The sequence below is a fragment of the Saccharophagus degradans 2-40 genome, from assembly GCF_000013665.1.
Classification (GTDB): Bacteria; Pseudomonadota; Gammaproteobacteria; order Pseudomonadales; family Cellvibrionaceae; genus Saccharophagus; species Saccharophagus degradans.
In genome coordinates, this window is record NC_007912.1 from 4,097,461 (window position 1) to 4,120,251 (window position 22,791).

At 46.4% G+C, this 22,791-nt stretch carries 14 protein-coding genes; 9 read left to right on the forward strand and 5 right to left on the reverse strand.

Annotated features, from left to right (window positions below):
• The first annotated feature begins 45 nt into the window (after window positions 1–45).
• The 7 genes from SDE_RS16845 to tatC all read left to right on the forward strand — a co-directional run bounded on the left by SDE_RS16845 (window position 46) and on the right by tatC (window position 3,637).
• Window positions 46–282 (forward strand): exodeoxyribonuclease VII small subunit, encoded by a 237-nt coding sequence (locus SDE_RS16845; RefSeq protein WP_041324823.1) that lies wholly within the window; start codon window positions 46–48, stop codon window positions 280–282.
• Between the two features lie 7 nt (window positions 283–289).
• Window positions 290–1,177 carry a polyprenyl synthetase family protein gene (locus SDE_RS16850; RefSeq protein ID WP_011469694.1) on the forward strand — a complete coding sequence of 296 codons (888 nt, stop codon included), beginning with the start codon at window positions 290–292 and terminating at the stop codon, window positions 1,175–1,177.
• 139 nt (window positions 1,178–1,316) lie between these two features.
• Complete coding sequence (gene hisI / locus SDE_RS16855; RefSeq protein WP_011469695.1) at window positions 1,317–1,703, forward strand: phosphoribosyl-AMP cyclohydrolase; 387 nt, start codon at window positions 1,317–1,319, stop codon at window positions 1,701–1,703.
• Window positions 1,703–2,050: a phosphoribosyl-ATP diphosphatase gene (locus SDE_RS16860; RefSeq protein WP_011469696.1), complete on the forward strand. Its 348-nt coding sequence runs from the start codon at window positions 1,703–1,705 to the stop codon at window positions 2,048–2,050. The genes hisI and SDE_RS16860 overlap by 1 nt, the downstream gene beginning before the upstream one ends.
• A gap of 60 nt (window positions 2,051–2,110) precedes the next feature.
• Window positions 2,111–2,362, forward strand: coding sequence for a Sec-independent protein translocase subunit TatA (tatA, locus tag SDE_RS16865; protein WP_011469697.1), 252 nt, complete (start codon window positions 2,111–2,113; stop codon window positions 2,360–2,362).
• A gap of 2 nt (window positions 2,363–2,364) precedes the next feature.
• The gene (tatB, locus tag SDE_RS21545; protein ID WP_011469698.1) at window positions 2,365–2,874 is read left to right on the forward strand and encodes a Sec-independent protein translocase protein TatB; all 510 of its coding nucleotides are present in this window, start codon (window positions 2,365–2,367) and stop codon (window positions 2,872–2,874) included.
• The gene (tatC, locus tag SDE_RS16875; RefSeq protein WP_011469699.1) at window positions 2,864–3,637 is read left to right on the forward strand and encodes a twin-arginine translocase subunit TatC; all 774 of its coding nucleotides are present in this window, start codon (window positions 2,864–2,866) and stop codon (window positions 3,635–3,637) included. Before tatB ends, tatC begins: the two co-directional genes overlap by 11 nt.
• Window positions 3,638–3,687: 50 nt before the next feature.
• Here tatC and SDE_RS16880 read toward each other — a convergent pair whose 3' ends face one another.
• Genes SDE_RS16880 through SDE_RS16890 form a run of 3 tightly spaced genes read right to left on the reverse strand, consistent with a single transcriptional unit; the run spans window position 3,688 to window position 5,730 of the window.
• Window positions 3,688–4,122 carry a GlcG/HbpS family heme-binding protein gene (locus tag SDE_RS16880; protein ID WP_011469700.1) on the reverse strand — a complete coding sequence of 145 codons (435 nt, stop codon included), beginning with the start codon at window positions 4,120–4,122 and terminating at the stop codon, window positions 3,688–3,690.
• A 58-nt stretch (window positions 4,123–4,180) separates the two neighbouring features.
• Complete coding sequence (locus SDE_RS16885) at window positions 4,181–5,113, reverse strand: hypothetical protein (protein WP_011469701.1); 933 nt, start codon at window positions 5,111–5,113, stop codon at window positions 4,181–4,183.
• Window positions 5,114–5,136: 23 nt separating this feature from the next.
• Window positions 5,137–5,730 (reverse strand): YceI family protein, encoded by a 594-nt coding sequence (locus SDE_RS16890; protein ID WP_011469702.1) that lies wholly within the window; start codon window positions 5,728–5,730, stop codon window positions 5,137–5,139.
• Window positions 5,731–5,903: 173 nt separating this feature from the next.
• Here SDE_RS16890 and SDE_RS16895 point away from each other — a divergent pair, with 173 nt between their 5' ends.
• The gene (locus SDE_RS16895; RefSeq protein ID WP_011469703.1) at window positions 5,904–6,800 is read left to right on the forward strand and encodes a LysR family transcriptional regulator; all 897 of its coding nucleotides are present in this window, start codon (window positions 5,904–5,906) and stop codon (window positions 6,798–6,800) included.
• A gap of 150 nt (window positions 6,801–6,950) precedes the next feature.
• Entirely contained in the window at window positions 6,951–7,724 is a 774-nt protein-coding gene (locus SDE_RS16900) for a DODA-type extradiol aromatic ring-opening family dioxygenase (RefSeq protein ID WP_011469704.1), read from the forward strand.
• 78 nt (window positions 7,725–7,802) lie between these two features.
• Here SDE_RS16900 and SDE_RS16905 read toward each other — a convergent pair whose 3' ends face one another.
• On the reverse strand, window positions 7,803–9,299 hold the full coding sequence (locus SDE_RS16905) for a sensor domain-containing diguanylate cyclase (protein WP_011469705.1): 1,497 nt from the start codon (window positions 9,297–9,299) through the stop codon (window positions 7,803–7,805).
• The gene (locus SDE_RS22735; RefSeq protein WP_143710914.1) at window positions 9,296–22,771 is read right to left on the reverse strand and encodes a putative Ig domain-containing protein; all 13,476 of its coding nucleotides are present in this window, start codon (window positions 22,769–22,771) and stop codon (window positions 9,296–9,298) included. Before SDE_RS22735 ends, SDE_RS16905 begins: the two co-directional genes overlap by 4 nt.
• Window positions 22,772–22,791: the final 20 nt, after the last annotated feature.

Genomic DNA, 22,791 nt, shown 5'->3' on the forward strand with positions numbered 1-22,791 from the left:
CGCGCATTCCGCTTATTTTTTAATCACAACCATAGGGCTGCGACCTTGGCAAGCAAGAAGAAAGCGTTAAATTTTGAAGAATCCCTACAAACCCTAGAGAAATTAGTGACGGATCTAGAAAAAGGCGATTTAAGCCTAGAAGATTCCCTAAAAACGTTTGAGGAAGGCATAGCGCTAACCCGTCACTGCCAAACAGCACTCCAAGAAGCCGAGCAAAAAGTGCAACTGCTCACCGAACAAAACGGTGAAATTAGCAGCCAGCCGTTTGATAGCGAAGGTTAATTCAGGCATGAGCACAGAATTGACCCACTTTCTTGCCAAGTACCGCGAGCACACTAACGGTTTGCTAGAAGAACGCTTAATCGGCCTAAAGCACTACAACACCGACCTAATAGAAGCCATGCGCTACAGCTTATTGCTGGGCGGTAAACGTGTACGCCCCGTATTAGTGTATGCCGCAGCCTACGCAACTGGCGGCATATCTGCGGCCGCCGACGATTGCGCCTGCGCAATAGAGGCCATTCACACCTATAGCCTTATTCACGACGATTTACCGGCAATGGATGACGACGCATTGCGCCGAGGCCAACCCACCTGTCATATTGCCTACAGTGAGGCAACAGCTATACTCGCGGGTGACGCGCTACAGTGCCAAGCTTTTGAATGGCTAGCGAATAGCCAGCACATGCCTGCAAGCGCTGCATTACAGGCAATTGCCGCACTTGCGAAGGCCTCTGGCGCTAGCGGCATGGTTTTGGGGCAAGCTATCGATCTTGCCGCGGTTGATAAAAGCGTAGATTTGCAACACTTAGAAACCATGCACCAGCACAAAACAGGCGCACTCATCAGCGCAAGCGTAGAAATGGGCGCGATTGCCGCCGGTGCTACCCCCACCCAAACCGCGCAATTACGCCAATATGCCAGCGCCATTGGCTTGGCGTTTCAGGTGCAAGACGACATACTCGACGTTACCGCCAATACAGCCACATTGGGCAAAGAAGCTGGCGCCGATGCAGAGCGCAACAAGCCAACTTATGTATCACTCCTTGGTTTAGATGGCGCCAAACATAAGGCGAGCGAACTTTTGCAGCAGGCTTTGGCGTCGATCAAAGATTTTGACGAGCGAGCGGATATACTACGCCAGTTGGCGACATATATTGTGCAGCGCGACCATTAAGCCCAATTATTGCGACTCAACCCTAGTTAGAGCGGTATATACAGATGGTGCAAGCGCAACCAACAGCCTTATAATGTCGCTATTCACACACTGTGTGCGGTTGCCTGCCAACCACACCAACACATAAAGATTGTAACCCGTGACAGACTCTACATTTTTAGACGAAATAACCTGGACAAGCGACGGCCTAGTGCCCGCCATTGCACGCGATGCCAAAACCGGCACAGTATTGATGATGGCGTGGATGAACCGAGAATCCCTAAGCCTTACCGCACAAGAAAACATAGCTGTTTATTGGTCCCGCTCTAGGGGCAAATTGTGGCGCAAAGGCGAAACCTCGGGCTTTACCCAGCATGTTAAAAGTATTCGGTTAGATTGTGATGCCGATGTGATAGTGTTGGACGTCGAACAAATGGGTGGAATTGCGTGTCATACTGGACGTGAGTCGTGTTTCTACAGAGAACTTCAAAACGGTAAGTGGGTTGCAACCGACCCCGTACTTAAAGACCCAAAAGAGATATATTAATGACCAGTACGCTAGATGTTAGTAAAGTATTGGGCCTGTTAGATCAAGTACTTGCAGAGCGCAAGGCCTCTGGCGACCCTGAAGCTTCCTATGTGGCCCAGTTACACCACAAAGGGCTTAACAAAATACTTGAGAAAGTAGGCGAAGAGGCCACCGAAACCATTCTAGCCGCGAAAGACGCGGAGCGATCTGGCAATACAGACTTGCTAGTTTGTGAAACAGCCGACCTGCTATTTCACGCTATGGTGATGCTCTCTCATTTAGGATCAAACACAGACGCAGTAATGGCTGAGCTTGCTCGCCGTTTCGATCTGTCAGGATTAGAAGAAAAAGCCTCCCGCAAATAGCGCATATCGCGCCGCGAAGGCTAACAATAATTAACGAACAAATTTATAGCAGGTGAGATTATGGGTTTAGGTGGCATTAGTATTTGGCAACTTCTTATAGTGTTGGTAATTGTGTTGCTACTATTCGGCACCAAACGCCTTAAAGGCTTAGGTGGCGATTTGGGCGGTGCAATTAAAGGCTTCAAAAAAGCGATGAGCGACGATGAAGCCGCCAAGCAAGAAGCCGAAGAAGCTGAGCAAAAAAAAGTAGCCGCTGAAGAAGCCGCTGCAGCAAAAACAGCTGAACAAAAAGAAAAGACAGAAGCTAAATAACCGTGTTTGATATTGGCTTTTTAGAGCTTGCGGTAATAGCGGTAATAGGGCTGATTGTGATCGGCCCCGAACGCCTGCCCGAAGCGGTACGTTCTGGCGCAACGTGGATGGCAAAAATTCGCAAAATGATGCGCGACACCCGCGCGGAAATCGAAGTACAAATTGGTGCAGACGAGATTCGCCGCGAGCTGCATAACGAGCAAGTGATGAAATCGCTAGAAGCACTTAAAGTGACCAAAGACGATATTCAGCAGCATATTCTTGATGCCGATAGAAAAATGATGCTGGAACAAGAAGCGGAAGAGGCCAAGCTGCAAACACCGGTATCGCGCCGTGTTGCCGGTGACGACCCCACACTAGGTACCGACGACAACGTATTTACCGACCCAAGCTACGCGCACCCACCCGAGGAGCCGAGCAAAGTAGAGGCCGACACCTCGGCCGAAACACCGCAAGCAAACAATCAAGACCAGCAACCAACCACTAAAACTGAACCCGCCAATGACCGCTAAGTTAGACCCAGATGCAAGTGTTGATGAAGGCCAACCGCTAATTCAACACCTTATAGAGCTGCGTTCACGCTTATTAAAGTCTGTTGCTGCTATATTTTTAATCTTTATATCGTTATTTTATTTCGCCAATAAAATATACGATTACGTGGCCGCGCCACTGGTAGAACTGCTACCAGAAGGCAATATGATTGCCACCAATATTACGTCTACTTTTTTAACGCCGTTTAAACTCACGCTGTTTGTTTCTGTATTTGTAGCCATGCCCTACGTGCTTTGGCAAATATGGAATTTTATAGCCCCAGCCTTGTACCAGCGCGAAAAACGCTTGGCCATGCCGCTGTTTATTTCCAGCGTAATTCTTTTTTACGCAGGCGTAGCCTTTGCGTATTACGTAATATTCCCGCTTATCTTTTTGTTTTTTACCACTACTGCGCCTAGCTCAGTAACGGTAATGCCCGATATCGCCTCGCACCTAACCTTAGTAATTAAACTGTTTTTTGCGTTTGGCTTAGCATTTGAAATTCCGGTGGCAACCGTCATGTTAATAGCCGCGGGAGTAATTTCACCGCAAAAACTCGCCAATAAACGCCCCTACGTAATAGTGGGCTGTTTTGTAATTGGCATGCTACTTACACCGCCGGATATCATCTCGCAAGCACTGCTCGCTATACCCATGTGGATTTTATTCGAAACCGGCATCTTTTTTGGTCGCCTAGTTGTTCGCAACCAGAAAGCGACAGAAAGTGAAGAGCAAGCCAGCTAATTAGCGGGCTTGCAACACGCACCAATTACCCCATTCGTACAAATACCAGCTTACAGACCTGCGGTTAAACCACACTGCTCTATAGCAGCAATTGCCACCTGTTCATCGGCATTGGAACTCGCCCCAGAAATACCTACCGCGCCCACAACCTGCCCTTGTTCGAATATTAATACGCCTCCAGGTAGCGGTATAAATCGCCCATGGGTCGCGCCATTAATCGCGCTACTAAATTCTGCAGGTAGTGTTCCCTTTTTTACTAATTCGCTAAACGTTCGTGTACCAAACCCCATACCTAAAGCAGCAGATGCTTTACCCAAAGCAATTTCATAGCGTTGTGTACCCGAGCCATCGGCACTGGCACTGGCTTTTACATGCGCGCCTGCATCCAATACCACTATTGTTAGTGGTGGTAATGATTGTTGCTGCGCATAACCCAATGCACAATCTATTGCCGTTAGCGCCTGCCGCAAACTTAACCCTCTCATAAATATAGTTCCCAGCCAAAATAGAAAAAGTGATAAGAAAAGAGTAATAAACCCGATATTAATACGCGTACGCTGGCGCAAGCATTACCTGCTCGACAACGGCATAACATACTGCCACACCGGCAAAAAGCGCACTCACAACCACTTGCCCCACCCCTCTATAAAATATTGGTACAACCATCGCACCCAGCAGCATAAGGGTTAACAGCAAAGGAATTTGCACATAAAACCACGCCACGCCCAATAAAAGCCCGGTGAAGCCCCAAAGCACATACTGTTGATTGGCACTAAAGCGTAAGCTGTGTATTTCAAACCACGGTTTAGTTAAGCGCTGCCCTTTCGCAAGCAGTAAAACTTGCGCACAGGCGGCCAACAAAAACACACACGCGTAAGCACATACCAGTAACCCAAGCATTAAACTTGAGTGCAGCACAACCACCAGTCCTAAACTGCCATTAACCATTAACAACAAAATGGCAGTTGCGTTTTTGGTAGTACGTAAAAAATACTCGCTATAAAAAAATACAAAAACACAAAGCCAAAATGTCACTTGGCTTAACAACCCCAAATGGCTTTGCCAAGAAAAGTCGTAACGCAGTAGAGGCCAAGCAATTGCAATTGCGATAACTGCAGTGAACGCCATTAGCCACCACCGACTAGTTTGAAAATAATTGATGGCACAGGCGCCAACCGACACACCTAGAATATAAAACGGCAACCAGTCGCTGCTTAAACTTGGCAGTAAAACAAAACGCTGAGTGATACAAAAATAGGCGGGCAGCCAAAGTAGCAACAAAAACCACGCGGCAGGCAAACCACGTTTTGCAGCAAGCGCGGCAGAATCACCCACCGCTGCTGCACCGGATGAGGCTAGCGCTAAAGCGCCAGCCCCTTGAACCCCTTTCGCATAAAACAAGTGGTGTATAACTGCTGTGAATAACACCAACAAGACGGGTAACAATACAGTTTGAGCGAATAACGTCGTTAGCATAACGGCATCTCCAACTATGTAAATTACTGCTTAATGGCTTCTAGGTTTACGGTTAGCAATACCTCATCGCCAATGCCACCTTGCATAAAGTTCATACCAAAATCACTGCGCTTAAGGGTGCCAATAGCGGTATAACCCACTCGCTCTAAACCCCATGGATCTTTGCCTTGCTTGCCTTCTTCAAGCTCGAAGTGCACATTTTTGGTAATACCCAGTAGCGTTACCTTCGCGACTAGCTCGCTTTTACCATTCAAACGCTTAAAGCTAAGTGGGCCAGTTATTTTTATTTCGGGGAACTGACGTGCGTTAAAAAAATCAGGGCTGCGCAAATGCTCATCGCGCTTTGCGTGATTAGAATCGATACTGCCCACTTTTATTACCATGTTAATGGTTGCCTCCCCGCTACTACCTACCTGCACACTGCCTTCTAACTCATTAAACCGGCCTAACACATCGCTATAGCCCATATGATCCACAGCGAAAACTACACTCGTGTGCGAAGCGTCGATTGCATAATTACCTGGCGCAGGTCCATTAGCTTGCGCGGTTGCCGCAGCCGATAAGAACACAATTGAAAAAACTTTCGCTATCGCTTTTCGTACTTGCTTAACACTCATAACAGTCTCCTTAGAATAAATTAGTGGCTTCTAGCTTCTAGCTGTGAGCTGTGAGCTGTGAGCTGTGAGCTGTGAGCTAGAAGTAAAACAAGTATCTACCTCACCCAATCAAGAAACAATTAGCCCATTTATTCAAACTCTGTATACAATACATTAACAATGAAGGAGAATTCATGGATAAACTCACCTGTATGCGGGCGTATTGCCAAGTGGTTAAAGCCGGAAGTTTTTCCGCGGCTGCGCGTGAATTAAACCTTTCGAAGGTGTTAGTAAGTCGTTATGTTTCAGAGCTAGAGGCGGATTTAGGCGTACGCTTACTGCAGCGCACCACGCGCAAAATGAGCGTAACCGCAGAGGGGCAAGCATATTTTGAGCGCAGCCTAGTGGTATTGCAGGATGTAACAGAACTTGAAGACGCAATAAAAAATAAGACCGGGGCCATAACAGGTAAGTTGCGACTCGCCGCCCCCACAGAGGCCTTTTCTGTAGAACATCTTATGCCGCTAATTGGCGAGTTTGCGCAAGCACACCCCAGCGTTGAGTTTGATATTGAGATGAGCGACCGCTACACGGATATTGTGGACGAAGGTTACGACCTCGCGATTCGCATAGGCAAACTAAAAGATTCCAGCTTAGTGGCGCGCAAACTGGCGGATATGCAAGTGATTCTTTGCGCAAGCCCTCAATACATAGCCAGTAACACGCCTATAAGCGCACCAGAAGACTTAAACACCCACACACATATTGTGGATAGCAATTTTTTAAATGGCGCCAATTGGCCCTTTAAGCAGCAAGAAACCGTAGTCAACATTAAACCGCAGCCCATGTTTTTGATTAACAACTCGCCAGCTGCACGCGCCTTGTTACTACAGGGGCTTGGCGTAGGTGTGTGCCCTTCTTTTACGGTAAGAGAACAGTTGCAAACAGGTGAATTGGTGCAGTTACTACCCGAATGGGAGCTAAGCAAAGGCGGTATTTACGTGGTGTACAGCCACAGAAAACATCTTTCTGCCAAAGTAAGTGGCTTTGTGGATGCGCTTGTAGAGCATTTCAGCCAGCGCATCTGTTAACAAATTAGAAACTATTATTAAACTTTAACGTACATTGTTAATGTCTGCAGCTTAGATATTATGGGTAAAACAGGCTGAGTTACGTTTCATTTCAGTCACTTTTACCCCTAGGCAATAGCCGGAACAACATAGCCCTAAGAGGACACAACAATGCTACCGAGCCTTTTCATTTCTCACGGCGCCCCTAACAGGGTGCTGCACACGTCACCAGCGAATTTGTTTTTACAAGAGCTTGGCAGCTCACTGCCAACCCCAAAAGCAATTGTTATTGTTTCTGCCCACTGGCAGCACGCAGGGGTTGCGATTACCGCCACAGGGCAACATAACACTATTCACGACTTTGCCGGTTTTGAGCACGCCCTATATCAACAGCAATACCCAGCCCAGCAACCGGCATGGTTAACCGATGAACTAAGCCAAGCATTGCGCCCTTTTGCCTCACACTTAAGCGCAGATATAAAGATTAGCGAAAGAGGCTTAGACCACGGCGCGTGGTCGGTGTTAAGTTTAATGTACCCCAATGCAGATATTCCCGTCGCAGCGCTTAGCTTGCCCACAACGCAAGACCTAAACGTATATTTAACCCTAGGCCAAGCGTTACAACCTTTGCGCGAAAAAAATATTTTAATTATTGCCAGCGGCAGCGCTACGCACAATTTGGGGTTACTAAATAGAAACGGCGACACACCGATATGGGCGGAGGAATTTGTATATTGGTTACACCAAGCTGTTACAAATAAAGACTATACCGCCCTAACTCAGCTGTACAACAGCGCCCCACACGCAGCTATTGCACACCCCACACTAGAACACTACAGCCCGCTGCTTGTTGCTGCTGGTGCCGCCTACGGCAACACAGGCAAACCCATTCACAACAGCTACGAACTAGGCTCGCTAAACAATTCAAGTTTTAGCTTCGACTAAGTTCAATCGCGAATCGCGAGCACCTAATAGCTAGCGATTAATAATTAGTAGTTAGTGATTGTTTAATAGTGATTGAAATTATTTAGGCCCAGATTCTATGACCATTGATGGTTGCCAAACACTTACCATATTGCGGCCGTTTTGTTTGGAGTTGTACAACGCCTCGTCGGCTTGGTGAATTAAATCGTTGGGCGATTTTGCTCCCAGACTGAGCGCCGCAATACCAAAGCTGGAGGTTACTTTTACCCCGCCGCAGTTTTGGGTTTCAATGGTCATGCGACAGCGTTTGGCAATTATTTTTACCTGTTCAACAGTTGCATTGGGTAAAACAACACAAAACTCTTCACCGCCAAACCGCGCGACGATGTCGCTATCGCGTACAGCTTCTTTTACAACTTGGGCAACCATTTTAATGACTACGTCCCCCACGCCGTGGCCATATGTATCGTTTACTCGTTTAAAATGATCTATATCGAGCATGATACAAACGAGGTCTTTACCGGAGTTCTGCGCCTTAGCGAACTCATCATCTAACCTCTCACGCATTGCCCGTCGATTATAGCAATCGGTTAATGGATCGCGAGATGCCAAATACTCAAGTTTGCGGTTTTTATCTTCAATCGCACCTTGAATAGCAGCTAATTTACCCACCAAAAGTTGTAGCTGCTCGTTTTTTGCTTCCAGCTCAGACACATCGTCGAAGCTGGCTATTACACCTTGATTATTTCCTTTCTCGTCGAGAATAGGTACAGCATTAACCCTAAACACCTTGGTTTCATTTTTATTCACTGGCATTTCTAAACGAATATCCATTTGCTTTTCGCCAGTGGCAATGGTTTTTTCCCAGGGTAATGACTTTTCGCTGTCGTCAGTTTTCCACCCTAATGCGCTCGCTTTTCTACCAAGCAACCTGCGCTCATCTGATTTTAGTTTGCTAGTTAGTGCGGTATTCACCAGTACAATTTGTTCGCGCTTATCTAAAATAAATACACCTTCAGCTAACACGTTCATTGCATTGCGCACGCGCGCTGGCACAACAGAGCTGGGATCTAAATGATGCAGTGCTCGCTTAATAAAAAACCAAAACCCTATAAACGCAGAGCAACACAAAAACAGCACAAGAAAAACGGTATTCGATAAACCGAAATAACTTTTTTCGCCTGCGGTTAGTGGTACGTAAGTAATTTCAAGTGCGCCGCGATTTACACCGCTAAGCACTAAAGGAATTTCTACAAATTCAGGGCTTGAGTGATTACTTTCTTTAAGCAGCCATTTTTTATCGTGATCTTCGGTGTAGCGCATATACCCACCCGTAGGAAACCGAACACCAGCACTTTCCAGTTCGGGGTTGCGCATCACTGCATTATCTATCATTTGCTGTAGTAGGCGCTCATCCATACGCGACATAGCCAGTAAAACTTGAAACGCCAAGGTTTCTGATATTTGCTGCCGCGCAGCTAGCTGTTTTTTCTCTACATTAGGTGTTAACCCTAGCGCCTGTGCCAACAGCAAGATAGAAAGCATCAAAATAACAAGCCCGAAACTTAATCGAACGGCAGGATTTATTCGAATCATACTTTTTTACCTTTGCTTCCTTTCTGTTGTGGCTTATCTACAGCGCGATCGAACAAATACCCCACCTCACCCGCTTTTTTATCCTCTTCTTCTTTGTCGTCCTCTATGCCTGCCAAAGCTTTTTTACGTTTTTCTACATCCGCCAAAACGGGTAATGGGTCTACGCCGCGCCACAGAGGCATCATCGAAAATAAAGCAACCAACAAGCTACTGGCGCGCAACGCCCATATAATTAACCCTGTGGTAAGTGAGAGCGTTACCGTTGCCAGCATGCCTTCACGTTGCTTTTGCTCTGCGTATACTTCTTCCATATGTTTTCTTGCGTCATCTATAGCCATATTAAAATCGGTAATATCCTGCGCATTTAAATAGCCTCCTGGGCCTGCAGATATGCCAATTAACTGGTAAGCCTGCGCAGCTTCTTCTCTCAGCTGGCGCTCGTATTCTCGCTTAGCATTATTTTTTTCGTTTTGCTCTGTCTCTCGCTCTACCTCTTCGTAAAACTCAAACACACTTGCTGGCGGTAGCGGCGGAGCTACGGCCTCTACAACAATGCCTAAATCGGGCGAAAGCTCTGGCTGAATAAGTGAAGGTTCTTTTTCTGCTTCGGCTACAGGTGTTTCGTTCGGTTCACCCTCGGGCGGTGTTTCTTGCACCTCTTCTGGTGTTTCTGGCTCAGGCTCTGGTTGAGGCTCGGGCTGTGGTTCCGGCTCTAACGGCGAGGTTAGCTTTTCTTGAATAGTAATTTGTACCGTACGCTCAACCCAGCCACCATCATTATCGGTAGCTCGCACTGTAATATTAGCCGTTCCACCCTCGGCCCCTGCCCGGTTAATTGTGAATGTGCCACGCTCGCTATCTACGGCAACCACCTGCGCTATAGCGGGGTTAGAGTTTTCGGTAACCGTGTACACAAGGTCTTCACCGTTTTCTATATCAAAAAAGCCCCCCATTACACTAACAGTACGAGTTAATGAATCAGGCTCGATAACCCCACCGGTAATCGTTTGGTGAGTTACTTGCGGAATATCGTTCACAGAACTAACTGTTACATTAAACGTACTTTCTAGCGTTACACCAGTATTGGTAACGGCAGAAATTGTTATATCACTTTCTCCGTATTGATCCGCGGCATAAGTGAGTGTTAACGTTCCGGTTGTATTGTCAATTCTCACCTCTGAAAATAAAGAGGTATTTGAGTTTTGGGTAACAGTGAAGCTTATCGATTCACCGCTTGGCGTGATGGATGCGAATTGAGTCGCTAGGTCGATCTCATCATTAGCTGCATCTTCTTGTGTAGCAATGTTTGCCAGCTGCACAGCTGTTGGAGAATGCACGACCAACACAAAACTTTCCCGCGCCGGAATACCGCCATTACCATCATTTGCAATTACTTCTACAGTATAGCTACCAATATCACTTGTAACCGGCCGACCACTAAACGATTGCGCGACCTCATCAAAAACCAACCAAGCAGGTAATGGTGCTCCACTAATTAAATTGGCCGTATAAACAAGCGAATCACCAACATCTACATCGATAAAAGTACTGGGCGGTAATTGCATCGAAAAATCACGACCAGCAACCACTTGCTGATCAGGAATGGCAATATTTACTACGGGGCTATCATTGACGTTTAATACGTTAATATTAAATGAATCACTAGCCGTTATGCCGCCGTCATTATCCGTGGCAATAACCTCTACGCTGATTGTTCCTACATCTCCATTCGCAGGTGTACCGCTAAAGGTTCGTGTTGCGGGTGTGAACGTTAGCCAAGCCGGAAGCGAACCTCCACCAGAAAGTTGCGCGGTGTAAGTTAATGTATCACTCACATCAGGATCACTAAAACTGTTAGCTGCAAACTGATAGTTGAACGCTGTGTCCTCAGTTGCCGCTTGATCGACCAGTGCATTATCTAAAGTAGGATCGTCATCGGTGTTAGCAACAACAATATCGAATGCATCACTAGCTGTTGTGCCACCGTCGTTATCCGTAGCGATAACTTCTACAGAAATAGTTCCTACATCGCCGTTAGCCGGTGTGCCGCTAAAGGTTCGTGTTGCAGGAGTGAACGTTAACCACGCGGGTAATGATCCACCACCAGAAAGCTGTGCCGTATAAGTTAACGTATCGCCAACATCAGGATCACTAAAACTGTTAGCTGCAAACTGATAGCTGAACGCTGCATCCTCAGTTGCCGCTTGATCGACTAAAGCATTATCTAAGGTTGGATCGTCATCGGTGTTCGATACAACAATATAAAAAACATCACTAGCGGTTGTGCCCCCATCGTTATCGGTAGCAATCACTTCGACAGAAATAGTTCCTACATCACCATTTGTTGGTGTGCCGCTAAAGGTTCGCGTTGCTGGAGTGAACGTTAACCACGCGGGTAATGATCCACCACCAGAAAGCTGCGCAGTATAAGTTAATGTATCGCCAACATCGGGATCACTAAAACTGTTAGCTGCAAACTGATAGCTGAACGCTGTATCTTCCGTAGCTGCTTGATCAACCAGTGCATTATCTAAAGTAGGATCGTCATCTGTGTTCGACACAGTAATATCAAAAACATCCGACGCGGTTGTACCACCATCATCGTCAGTAGCAATTACTTCTACGCTGATTGTCCCAACATCACCATTCGCAGGTGTACCGCTAAAGGTTCGTGTTGCAGGTGTAAAGGTAAGCCAAGTCGGAAGCGAACCACCGCCAGAAAGCTGCGCAGAGTAAGTTAATGTATCGCTAACATCAGGATCACTAAAACTGTTTGCTGCAAACTGATAACTGAACGCGGTATCTTCCGTTGCCACTTGATCGACCAAAGCATTATCTAAAGTTGGATCGTCGTCGGCATTAGCAACAACAATATCGAACACATCGCTAGCGGTTGTACCACCGTCGTTATCAGTAGCAATCACTTCAACAGAAATAGTTCCTACATCACTATTAGCTGGTGTACCGCTAAAGGTGCGCGTTGCAGGAGTGAACGTTAACCACGCGGGTAATGATCCACCACCAGAAAGCTGTGCCGTATAAGTTAACGTATCACCAACATCAGGATCACTAAAACTGTTTGCTGCAAACTGATAACTGAACGCGGTATCTTCCGTTGCCGCTTGATCGACTAAAGCATTATCTAAAGTTGGATCGTCGTCGGCATTAGCAACTACAATATCGAACACATCACTAGCAGTTGTGCCACCGTCGTTATCCGTTGCAACAACTTCTACGCTGATTGTTCCAACATCACCATTAACAGGCGTGCCACTAAAAGTACGCGTTGCAGGTGTAAACGTTAGCCACGTTGGTAGCGCGCCACCGCCAGAAAGTTGCGCTGTGTAAGTAAGCGTATCACCAGCGTCTGGATCACTAAAACTGTTTGCTGCAAACTGATAGCTGAACGCTGCATCCTCAGTGGCCGCCTGATCGACAAGTGCATTATCTAGCGTGGGATCGTCATCAGTGTTCGACACAGTAATATCAAAAACATCCGACGCGGTTGTACCACCATCATCGTCAGTAGCAATTACTTCTACGCTAATTGTTCCAACATCACCATTTGTTGGTGTGCCACTAAAAGTACGCGTTGCAGGTGTAAACGTTAGCCACGTTGGTAGCGCGCCGCCGCCAGAAAGTTGCGCTGTGTAAGTAAGCGTATCACCAGCATCTGGATCACTAAAACTGTTTGCTGCAAACTGATAGCTAAATGCTGTATCTTCCGTTGCCGCTTGATCAACTAACGCGTTATCCAGCGTAGGGGCGTCATCGGCATTAGCGACAACAATATCGAACACATCACTAGCAGTTGTACCACCGTCGTTATCGGTAGCAATAACTTCTACAGAAATAGTTCCGACATCGCCGTTAGCCGGTGTACCGTTAAAGGTGCGCGTTGCAGGAGTGAACGTTAACCACGCGGGTAACGAACCACCGCCAGAAAGCTGCGCAGAGTAAGTTAATGTATCGCCGACGTCAGGATCACTAAAACTGTTAGCGGCAAACTGATAGCTGAACGCCGTGTCTTCCGTTGCCGCTTGATCGACTAATGAGTTATCTAACGTCGGATCATCATCGGAGTTAGCGACAACAATATTAAACACATCGCTTGCCGTTGTGCCACCGTCGTTATCGGTTGCAATTACTTCAACAGAAACAGTTCCTACATCACCATTTGTTGGTGTGCCGCTAAAGGTTCGAGTTGCTGGAGTGAACGTTAACCACGCGGGTAATGAACCGCCACCAGAAAGTTGCGCAGTGTAAGTTAAGGTATCACCCACATCTGGATCACTAAAACTATTAGCGGCAAACTGATAACTGAACGCAGTATCTTCCGTTGCCGCTTGATCGACAAGTGCATTATCTAAGGTTGGATCATCATCGGTGTTCGACACAGTAATATCAAAAACATCCGACGCGGTAGTACCACCATCATTATCGGTTGCGATAACTTCAACAGAAATAGTTCCAACATCACCATTCGCAGGTGTACCACTAAAGGTTCGCGTTGCGGGAGTAAACGTAAGCCAAGCCGGAAGCGAACCACCGCCAGAAAGCTGCGCAGAGTAAGTTAACGTATCGCCAACATCAGGATCACTAAAACTATTAGCGGCAAACTGATAACTGAACGCAGTATCTTCCGTTGCCGCTTGATCGACAAGTGCATTATCTAAGGTTGGATCATCATCGGTGTTCGACACAGTAATATCAAAAACATCCGACGCGGTAGTACCACCATCATTATCGGTTGCGATAACTTCAACAGAAATAGTTCCAACATCACCATTCGCAGGTGTACCACTAAAGGTTCGCGTTGCAGGTGTAAACGTTAGCCACGTTGGTAGCGCGCCTCCACCAGAAAGTTGCGCAGTATACGTTAACGTATCGCCAACATCAGGATCACTAAAACTGTTAGCTGCAAACTGATAGCTGAACGCTGTGTCTTCCGCTGCTGCTTGATCGACTAATGCATTATCTAAGGTTGGATCGTCGTCGGCATTAGCGACAACAATATCGAATATATCACTAGCCGTTGTGCCACCATCGTTATCGGTAGCAATCACTTCAACAGAAATTGTTCCTACGTCACCATTTGTTGGTGTGCCGCTAAAGGTTCGTGTTGCAGGGGTGAATGTAAGCCAAGTCGGAAGCGAACCACCGCCAGAAAGCTGCGCAGAGTAAGTTAATGTATCGCCGACGTCAGGATCACTAAAACTGTTAGCGGCAAACTGATAGCTGAACGCCGTGTCTTCCGTTGCCGCTTGATCGACTAATGCGTTATCTAACGTCGGATCATCATCGGAGTTAGCGACAACAATATCAAACACATCGCTTGCCGTTGTGCCACCGTCGTTATCGGTTGCAATTACTTCAACAGAAACAGTTCCTACATCACCATTTGTTGGTGTGCCGCTAAAGGTTCGAGTTGCTGGAGTGAACGTTAACCACGCGGGTAATGAACCGCCACCAGAAAGTTGCGCAGTGTAAGTTAAGGTATCACCCACATCTGGATCACTAAAACTATTAGCGGCAAACTGATAACTGAACGCAGTATCTTCCGTTGCCGCTTGATCGACAAGTGCATTATCTAAGGTTGGATCATCATCGGTGTTCGACACAGTAATATCAAAAACATCCGACGCGGTAGTACCACCATCATTATCGGTTGCGATAACTTCAACAGAAATAGTTCCAACATCACCATTCGCAGGTGTACCACTAAAGGTTCGCGTTGCGGGAGTAAACGTAAGCCAAGCCGGAAGCGAACCACCTCCAGAAAGCTGCGCAGAGTAAGTTAACGTATCGCCAACATCAGGATCACTAAAACTGTTAGCTGCAAACTGATAACTGAACACTGTATCCTCAGTGGCCGCTTGATCAACCAGTGCGTTATCTAATGTCGGATCATCGTCAGAGTTTGCAACAACAATATCAAATACGTCCGAAGCCGTTGTTCCTCCGTCGTTATCAGTCGCAATAACTTCTACGCTGATTGTTCCAACATCGCCATTCGCAGGCGTACCACTAAAAGTGCGTGTTGCGGGTGTGAAGGTGAGCCACGCTGGTAGCGCACCTCCGCCAGATAATTGTGCGGTGTAAGTTAAGGTATCACCAACATCAGGATCACTAAAACTGTTCGCTGCAAACTGATAGCTGAACGCTGCATCCTCAGTTGCCGCTTGATCGACTAAAGCATTATCTAAGGTTGGATCGTCATCGGTGTTCGATACAACAATATCAAAAACATCACTAGCGGTTGTGCCACCATCGTTATCGGTAGCAATCACTTCTACAGAAATAGTTCCTACATCACCATTTGTTGGTGTGCCACTAAAAGTGCGTGTTGCTGGTGTAAACGTCAGCCAAGTTGGCAGTGCCCCTCCACCAGAAAGCTGTGCCGTATAAGTTAAGGTATCACCAACATCAGGATCACTAAAACTGTTCGCTGCAAACTGATAGCTGAACGCTGCATCCTCAGTTGCCGCTTGATCGACTAAAGCATTATCTAAGGTTGGATCGTCATCGGTGTTCGATACAACAATATCAAAAACATCACTAGCGGTTGTGCCACCATCGTTATCGGTAGCAATCACTTCTACAGAAATAGTTCCTACATCACCATTTGTTGGTGTGCCACTAAAAGTGCGTGTTGCTGGTGTAAACGTCAGCCAAGTTGGCAGTGCCCCTCCACCAGAAAGCTGTGCCGTATAAGTTAATGTATCGCCAACATCAGAATCACTAAAACTGTTAGCTGCAAACTGATAGCTGAATGCTGTATCTTCCGTTGCTGCTTGATCGACTAATGCATTATCTAGTGTGGGATCGTCATCGGTGTTCGACACAGTTATATCAAAAACATCCGACGCAGTTGTTCCACCGTCGTTATCGGTTGCAATTACTTCAACAGAAATAGTTCCTACATCTCCGTTAGCCGGTGTACCGCTAAAGGTTCGTGTTGCAGGTGTAAAGGTAAGCCACGCTGGCAGCGAACCACCGCCAGAAAGCTGCGCAGAGTAAGTTAATGTATCGCCAACATCGGGATCACTAAAACTGTTCGCTGCAAACTGATAGCTGAACGCTGCATCCTCAGTTGCCGCTTGATCGACTAAAGCATTATCTAAGGTTGGATCGTCATCGGTGTTCGATACAACAATATCAAAAACATCACTAGCGGTTGTGCCACCATCGTTATCGGTAGCAATCACTTCTACAGAAATAGTTCCTACATCACCATTTGTTGGTGTGCCACTAAAAGTGCGTGTTGCTGGTGTAAACGTCAGCCAAGTTGGCAGTGCCCCTCCACCAGAAAGCTGTGCCGTATAAGTTAATGTATCGCCAACATCAGAATCACTAAAACTGTTTGCTGCAAACTGATAACTGAACGCGGTATCTTCCGTTGCCACTTGATCGACCAAAGCATTATCTAAAGTTGGATCGTCGTCGGCATTAGCAACAACAATATCAAACACATCGCTTGCTGTTGTGCCACCGTCGTTATCCGTAGCAATCACTTCTACAGAAATAGTTCCTACGTCACCATTAGCTGGTGTGCCGCTAAAGGTTCGTGTTGCAGGAGTGAATGTAAGCCAAGTCGGAAGCGAACCACCGCCAGAAAGCTGCGCAGAGTAAGTTAATGTATCGCCAACATCGGGATCACTAAAACTGTTAGCTGCAAACTGATAACTGAAGGCTGTATCTTCCGTAGCTGCTTGATCAACCAGTGCATTATCTAAAGTAGGATCGTCATCTGTGTTCGACACAGTAATATCAAAAACATCCGACGCGGTAGTACCACCATCATCGTCAGTGGCAATTATTTCTACGCTGATTGTTCCAACATCACCATTAGCCGGTGTGCCGCTAAAAGTGCGCGTTGCCGGTGTAAACGTAAGCCAAGTCGGAAGCGAACCACCGCCAGAAAGCTGCGCAGAGTAAGTTAATGTATCGCCAACATCAGGATCACTAAAACTGTTAGCTGCAAACTGATAACTGAAGGCTGTATCTTCCGTTGCCGCTTGATCGACTAGGGCATTATCTAAGGTAGGATCGTCATCCGTATTCGATACAACAATATCAAAAACATCTGACGCCGTTGTGCCACCGTCGTTATCCGTTGCAACAACTTCTACGCTGATTGTTCCAACATCGCCATTAGCCGGCGTACCGCTAAAGGTTCGTGTTGCGGGTGTGAATGTAAGCCAAGCTGGAAGCGAACCTCCACCAGAAAGTTGCGCGGTATAAGTTAGCGAATCGCCAGGGTCATCATCTGCAAACGCTATTGAAGAAAACTGAAAGCTAAAAGGGCTATCTTCTGTCGCGGCTTGGTCGGGTATTGCGTTATCAACGTAAGGATCATCGTCTGTATTGGCTATTACAATATCAAACGTTTCTGTCGCAGGCGTACCACCGTTACCATCATCCGCGGTTAGCTCGATAGTAATTGTACCCACGTCGCCATTATCCGGTGTACCACTAAATGTACGTGTACCGGGCGTAAATGTTAACCAACCCGGCCACAAGGCTCCACCGCTTAGTTGAGCAGTATAAGTAAGCGTGTCGCCGTCGTAATCTCCAAACGTATTTGCCGCAAACTGAAAGCTAAATGGGCTATCTTCGGTAGCTGCTTGATCGGCAATTGCATTGGCAATGTATGGGTCGTCATTGGTATCGGTTACGGTTATATTAAAACTATCTTCTGCTGGTGTGCCTCCGTTACCGTCATCTGCAATTAATCTTACGTGCGTTGTACCAATATCGCTCGTACTAGGTGTACCACTAAACGTTCGAGCATTTGCATCAAAATTTAGCCAAGCGGGCAGTGCACCACCGGTAAATAATTCTGCTGTGTAAGTGAGCGTATCTAAATCTGAATCACCAAAAGTGTTGGCCGCAAACTGATAACTAAATGGCTCGTTATCCCCTGTATTTAAATCGGGGATGGCATTCGCGACATATGGATCATCATTTGTATTGGCGATGGCAATATCAAATGTATCGGTAACGGTTTCACCATTTCCATCATCCGCGGTCACTTCAACAGTCCAAGTTATTGAGTCAGCTTCACCGGGTGTACCGTAAAAACGTCTGTTAGCACCATCAAAATTTAACCACGGTGGAAGTGGGTCACCGGTTGAAAGCCTTGCCGTGTAGGTTAACGAGTCTCCATCAATATCATTAAACGTATTGGCAGGAAAAGTATAATCAAACGCGAAATCTTCTGCGCCGGCCTGATTCGGAATTTGATTTGCTACAGTAGGTGGGTCGTTAGTGTTGGCAACCGTAATATCAAAAACATCCGTTGCAGTTGTACCACCATTACCGTCATCTGCTGTTACTTCAATAGAGATGGTGCCTACATCATCGTTGGTGGGCGTTCCGCTAAAAGTACGCGTGCCAGCAGTAAAAGTTAACCAACTTGGTAAAGCTCCACCGCCAGATATTTGCGCGGAGTAGGTAATAGTATCGCCTACATCTGGATCGCTAAAACTGTTGGCTGCAAACTGGTAACTAAAGGGGCTATCTTCAGTAGCGTTTTGATCGACTAGTGCATTGTCTAATTGCGGGTCGTCGTTATCGGTACTGTTTACTGTAATGGTTACAACGTCGGTATCACTTAGCGGCCCACCAAGACCATTGTTACCTTGGTCGTTAGTGGTAAACGTTAAGCTTACATCACCACTAAAATTTGCGGTGGGAGTAAAACTTAAAAAAGCGAGCGCGGAATTAATATCATCCGCTGTGCCTGTAAAAACCATGGTGGTGTCGGATGTTCCGTCACCCGTTGTAAATGTGAGCCCATCAATACCCGCGAGATATAACGTACCAGAATTAACTGAAATAGTAACTTCTAGTTCATCAGCGCCTGCATCGACATCAAATACAGAGAATTCGCTCCCTTGATATAAGCCAGCGGCAAAATTATCTTCATCGCCTGCCGCGATAATATTAAAACCACCAGAGCTAGGTGTTTGCCAAAAAAGCTTAGCTTCGGCTTCAACATTATTTTCGTAAAAATCTACTACAACATCGTAAGTACGGCCGGCAACTAACGCAATGTTTGAACTTGTATCTATTGTGCCCGAAGGATGGCTAGCCCAGTTATCTATAACTAAATCGCCATCAATATAAACGCGAATACCATCATCCGACATGGTTTGAAATTGATGGTTGCCGGTTTCAGTTACAAGTAGCTGCCCTTCCCACCTTACGGAGAAGTTATCTGCATTTATCCCTGTAACGCCGTTGTCTGGCGCGCCTGTCCAATAATAGTTGATAGTGTAATCGACATTTGTATCCACAGCAGGGCCGGTTAAAGTAGTGTTATTAAAATAGCTACCTATTATCCCGTTGCCTTGGTTGAACACAATGGGTACATCTTCGTCACTAGAAAAATCTGCTATTACAGTATTTACTGGTGCCTGATTGGGCGGGGCTACAACAATATCAAACGTATCGGTTGCTGGCGTACCGCCATTAGAATCATCTGCGGTAACTTCAATTGTAATGGTACCTACATCGCCAGATGCAGGCGTACCACTAAAAGTACGCGTACCTGGGGTAAAGGTTAACCACGCAGGCAATCCGCCACCGCCAGATAACTCTGCGGTATACGTTAACGTATCGCCAGCATCTAAATCGCCAAAGGTATTTGCTGCAAACTGGTAGCTGAACGCTGCATCTTGATCTGCGCTTTGATCGACCAATGCATTATCTAATGTCGGGTCGTCGTTAGTATCGTTAACATCTATTTCAAAAATATCTTGTGCGGGTGTACCCCAATTACCATCATCGGCTGTCACTCTTATTTCAATGGTACCCACATCGCTTGTAGCTGGGGTACCGCTAAAAGTTCGAGTGTTCGCATCAAACGAAAGCCAACTGGGTAACGCACCTCCGTTTTTTAATTCTGCGGAATAAGTGAGAGTTTCACCATCGGCGTCGTTAAAGGTATTGGCTGCAAAAGTAAAGCTAAAGGGTTCGTTGTCGGGGGCAACTTGATCTGGAATGGCATTGGCAACGGTTGGGCGATTATTATCATTGACAAAAGCAACGGTCAGTAAACCCGTATCTTGGTCGCCGTTACTGTCTTCAACCACATAATCAAATGTTTCATCGGTAGGAGTTGCTTGAAAACCGCTTAACTCATATACGCGGTAGCTATCGGTACCTGTTGTTGCGGTAAAAACTAAATATCTAAAATCGCCGCTCACCACTTCGTAATTTGTTGATAGATCGGTACTGTCACCGCTACCCGTGCCAACTAGTGTACCTGTGTCCACTAACACAAAGCTTGAGTCGTAGGCTTCCCACGTGCCTGTTTCCCCAGCCCCCAAATAACTAGTAATGGCTTCAAATTCACGATAATTCGCTTGCAGATCTACCACTACGGCTTCTGGGTTTGGGCCTATATTTTCAATGTGATCTTGCGGCCCAGATTCAATACCCAAGCCCGTGCTGCTTTGTAAAACGGTTTCGTTAGCTGCACTTAAATCTAAATTGCTACTGCCGTCTAAATAAGATTGGTTACTCATATAACCGTATAGGTTATAGGCTGTTTCCCAATCTGTTGTGGTATTTGCACCCGCAGATACGGGGGTAGCAGTGGGAGTATAAGTGAAGGTGCCGTCTTGATTAATTACAAAAGTTCCTTCATCGGCGGCAATATTTATATTGTTAGAGCCATCGAAAGAATTGTATAAAACAGAATCGTAAGTAATAGAAACAATTGTACCTGGTGCATCGGCGATAGTATCTGCACTCACGCCACCAGAGCCATCAATCACATTGCCGGTTACAGATTCGGTGTACCAAACGTTTGCGGAGTCATCCACTGCAGTGGGAACACCATTGATCACAATATCAAACGTTTCTGTGATGGAAGCGCCGTGATTATCGGTAGCAATTACATCGATACTCATGGTGCCTACATCGGCGGTGCGTGGTGTACCAGAAAATTGTCGAGTACTTTCATTGTATTGCAACCAACCTAAACTACCGCCACCAGATAGCTCAACGCGAATACGAATGGTATCGTTCGCATCTGGGTCTGCAAATGTATTTGCCGGTAAGGTATAGTTAAATGCAACATCTTCTGTGGCGGCTTGATCTGGCACAGCATTGTCGACATAAGGTGCCGAGTTGCTACCGTCTTCATAAGCGATTTTAAAAGCTAGGTCATTGCCGTCACCATTAGGCGTACCGTTACTTTGAAATGCATGCCCGCCAATTATACTGCTATTGTAACGTCGAATTAGAATTTCACTGTCGTCTGCATCAGAGGACACGCGAACAAAATAGGTTGCGCCATCGGTTAGCGACACATCGCCAAAGCCAAACGAATGCCACTCAAAACCATCGGCACTTATTTCTGACGAAGCGACGGTATCGGAAGCCAAAACAGTACCATTCCATGCATCACGTAACTGCACAGTAATTGTTTGACTTTCTGCTGTAGCGTAACGAGCCAAATTCAAACTTATTTCGTTTACCGTATAGGTACCGCTGCCGCTGTTATAACTAAAGTCTTGCCCAACGTTAACCGAGCTAGATACCGTCTCGGTAAAATCGCCGCCGCCGGTATTTATATAATTTACATCTACTAATAAGCCTTGCCATTGTTTCTGCGCGGCTTTAGTCACAATTATTTCTGTTTCAACTTCACCGGCGTTAAATTCTAAATCCCAATCACCACCTAAGGAGGCATGCCCTGTTAAATCGTCGCTGGCAGCAATATCGGCTTGGGTTAACTCAGCGAGCTGCTTTAATAGTTCTCGCCCTGCGTCGGTGGCGGCAATATCGCAACCGTAAATTAAAATGTCGGCATCTTCGCCTAACGCCTGCTGCCATTGCGTTATTGCATCGGCGTAGTTCGCCAAGCTGTGACTGTTTATAAAGCTGTTGCCTAATTGAATTTCCCCCGCCTTACCATGGGTGAGCATGTGAACGCTTTGCACACCGGTAAACCCAAGCAGAGTTTGTGTAACTAGCTCAACACCGTTTTCCTCTGCGTCTATGTAAATAACTTTAATATCGTCGGCATTTCTACCTTCTAACAAACCACTCAGTAATGACTCGTAATTGTCGATACCTGTATCGACAAAAACCAACTCTTTAATTTCTACACGGTCATCATTATGCACATCTGCTGCTAACCCGTCTTCGGTTTCGTATGGCGTGGTTTCGAAAGGCGAGGTATCAAAAGGTGTGGTTTTGCTAGGCGAGGTATTAAATACGGCAGAAAGATCCGTTTGCGCGGCGGCCTGTTGTAAAAAATTTACGTCACTATCTGCATCATCCAGCAGCACAATATCTGCGCTGGCAGAGAAAAGTAACCGAGGCTCTAGCGGCTCGATTAACGGACGTCGATTTTTTTTGCGCACCCTTTTGGACATGGGAGCTGGACCCTCTAACGAAACATTGGGTGATGCTTCCAGCTCACCGAGATGATAATCATCCGACTTGATAGGCAATTCTAACGCCAAAAGGACTG

What these genes read in the sequence shown, in the direction of transcription:
- SDE_RS16850 (WP_011469694.1), top strand. Translation starts at nt 290, where the DNA reads ATGAGCACAGAATTGACCCACTTTCTTGCCAAGTACCGCGAGCACACT.
- SDE_RS16860 (WP_011469696.1), top strand. Translation starts at nt 1,703, where the DNA reads ATGACCAGTACGCTAGATGTTAGTAAAGTATTGGGCCTGTTAGATCAA.
- tatA (WP_011469697.1), top strand. Translation starts at nt 2,111, where the DNA reads ATGGGTTTAGGTGGCATTAGTATTTGGCAACTTCTTATAGTGTTGGTA.
- tatC (WP_011469699.1), top strand. Translation starts at nt 2,864, where the DNA reads ATGACCGCTAAGTTAGACCCAGATGCAAGTGTTGATGAAGGCCAACCG.
- SDE_RS16880 (WP_011469700.1), bottom strand. Translation starts at nt 4,122, where the DNA reads ATGAGAGGGTTAAGTTTGCGGCAGGCGCTAACGGCAATAGATTGTGCA.
- SDE_RS16885 (WP_011469701.1), bottom strand. Translation starts at nt 5,113, where the DNA reads ATGCTAACGACGTTATTCGCTCAAACTGTATTGTTACCCGTCTTGTTG.
- SDE_RS16890 (WP_011469702.1), bottom strand. Translation starts at nt 5,730, where the DNA reads ATGAGTGTTAAGCAAGTACGAAAAGCGATAGCGAAAGTTTTTTCAATT.
- SDE_RS16895 (WP_011469703.1), top strand. Translation starts at nt 5,904, where the DNA reads ATGGATAAACTCACCTGTATGCGGGCGTATTGCCAAGTGGTTAAAGCC.
- SDE_RS16900 (WP_011469704.1), top strand. Translation starts at nt 6,951, where the DNA reads ATGCTACCGAGCCTTTTCATTTCTCACGGCGCCCCTAACAGGGTGCTG.
- SDE_RS16905 (WP_011469705.1), bottom strand. Translation starts at nt 9,299, where the DNA reads ATGATTCGAATAAATCCTGCCGTTCGATTAAGTTTCGGGCTTGTTATT.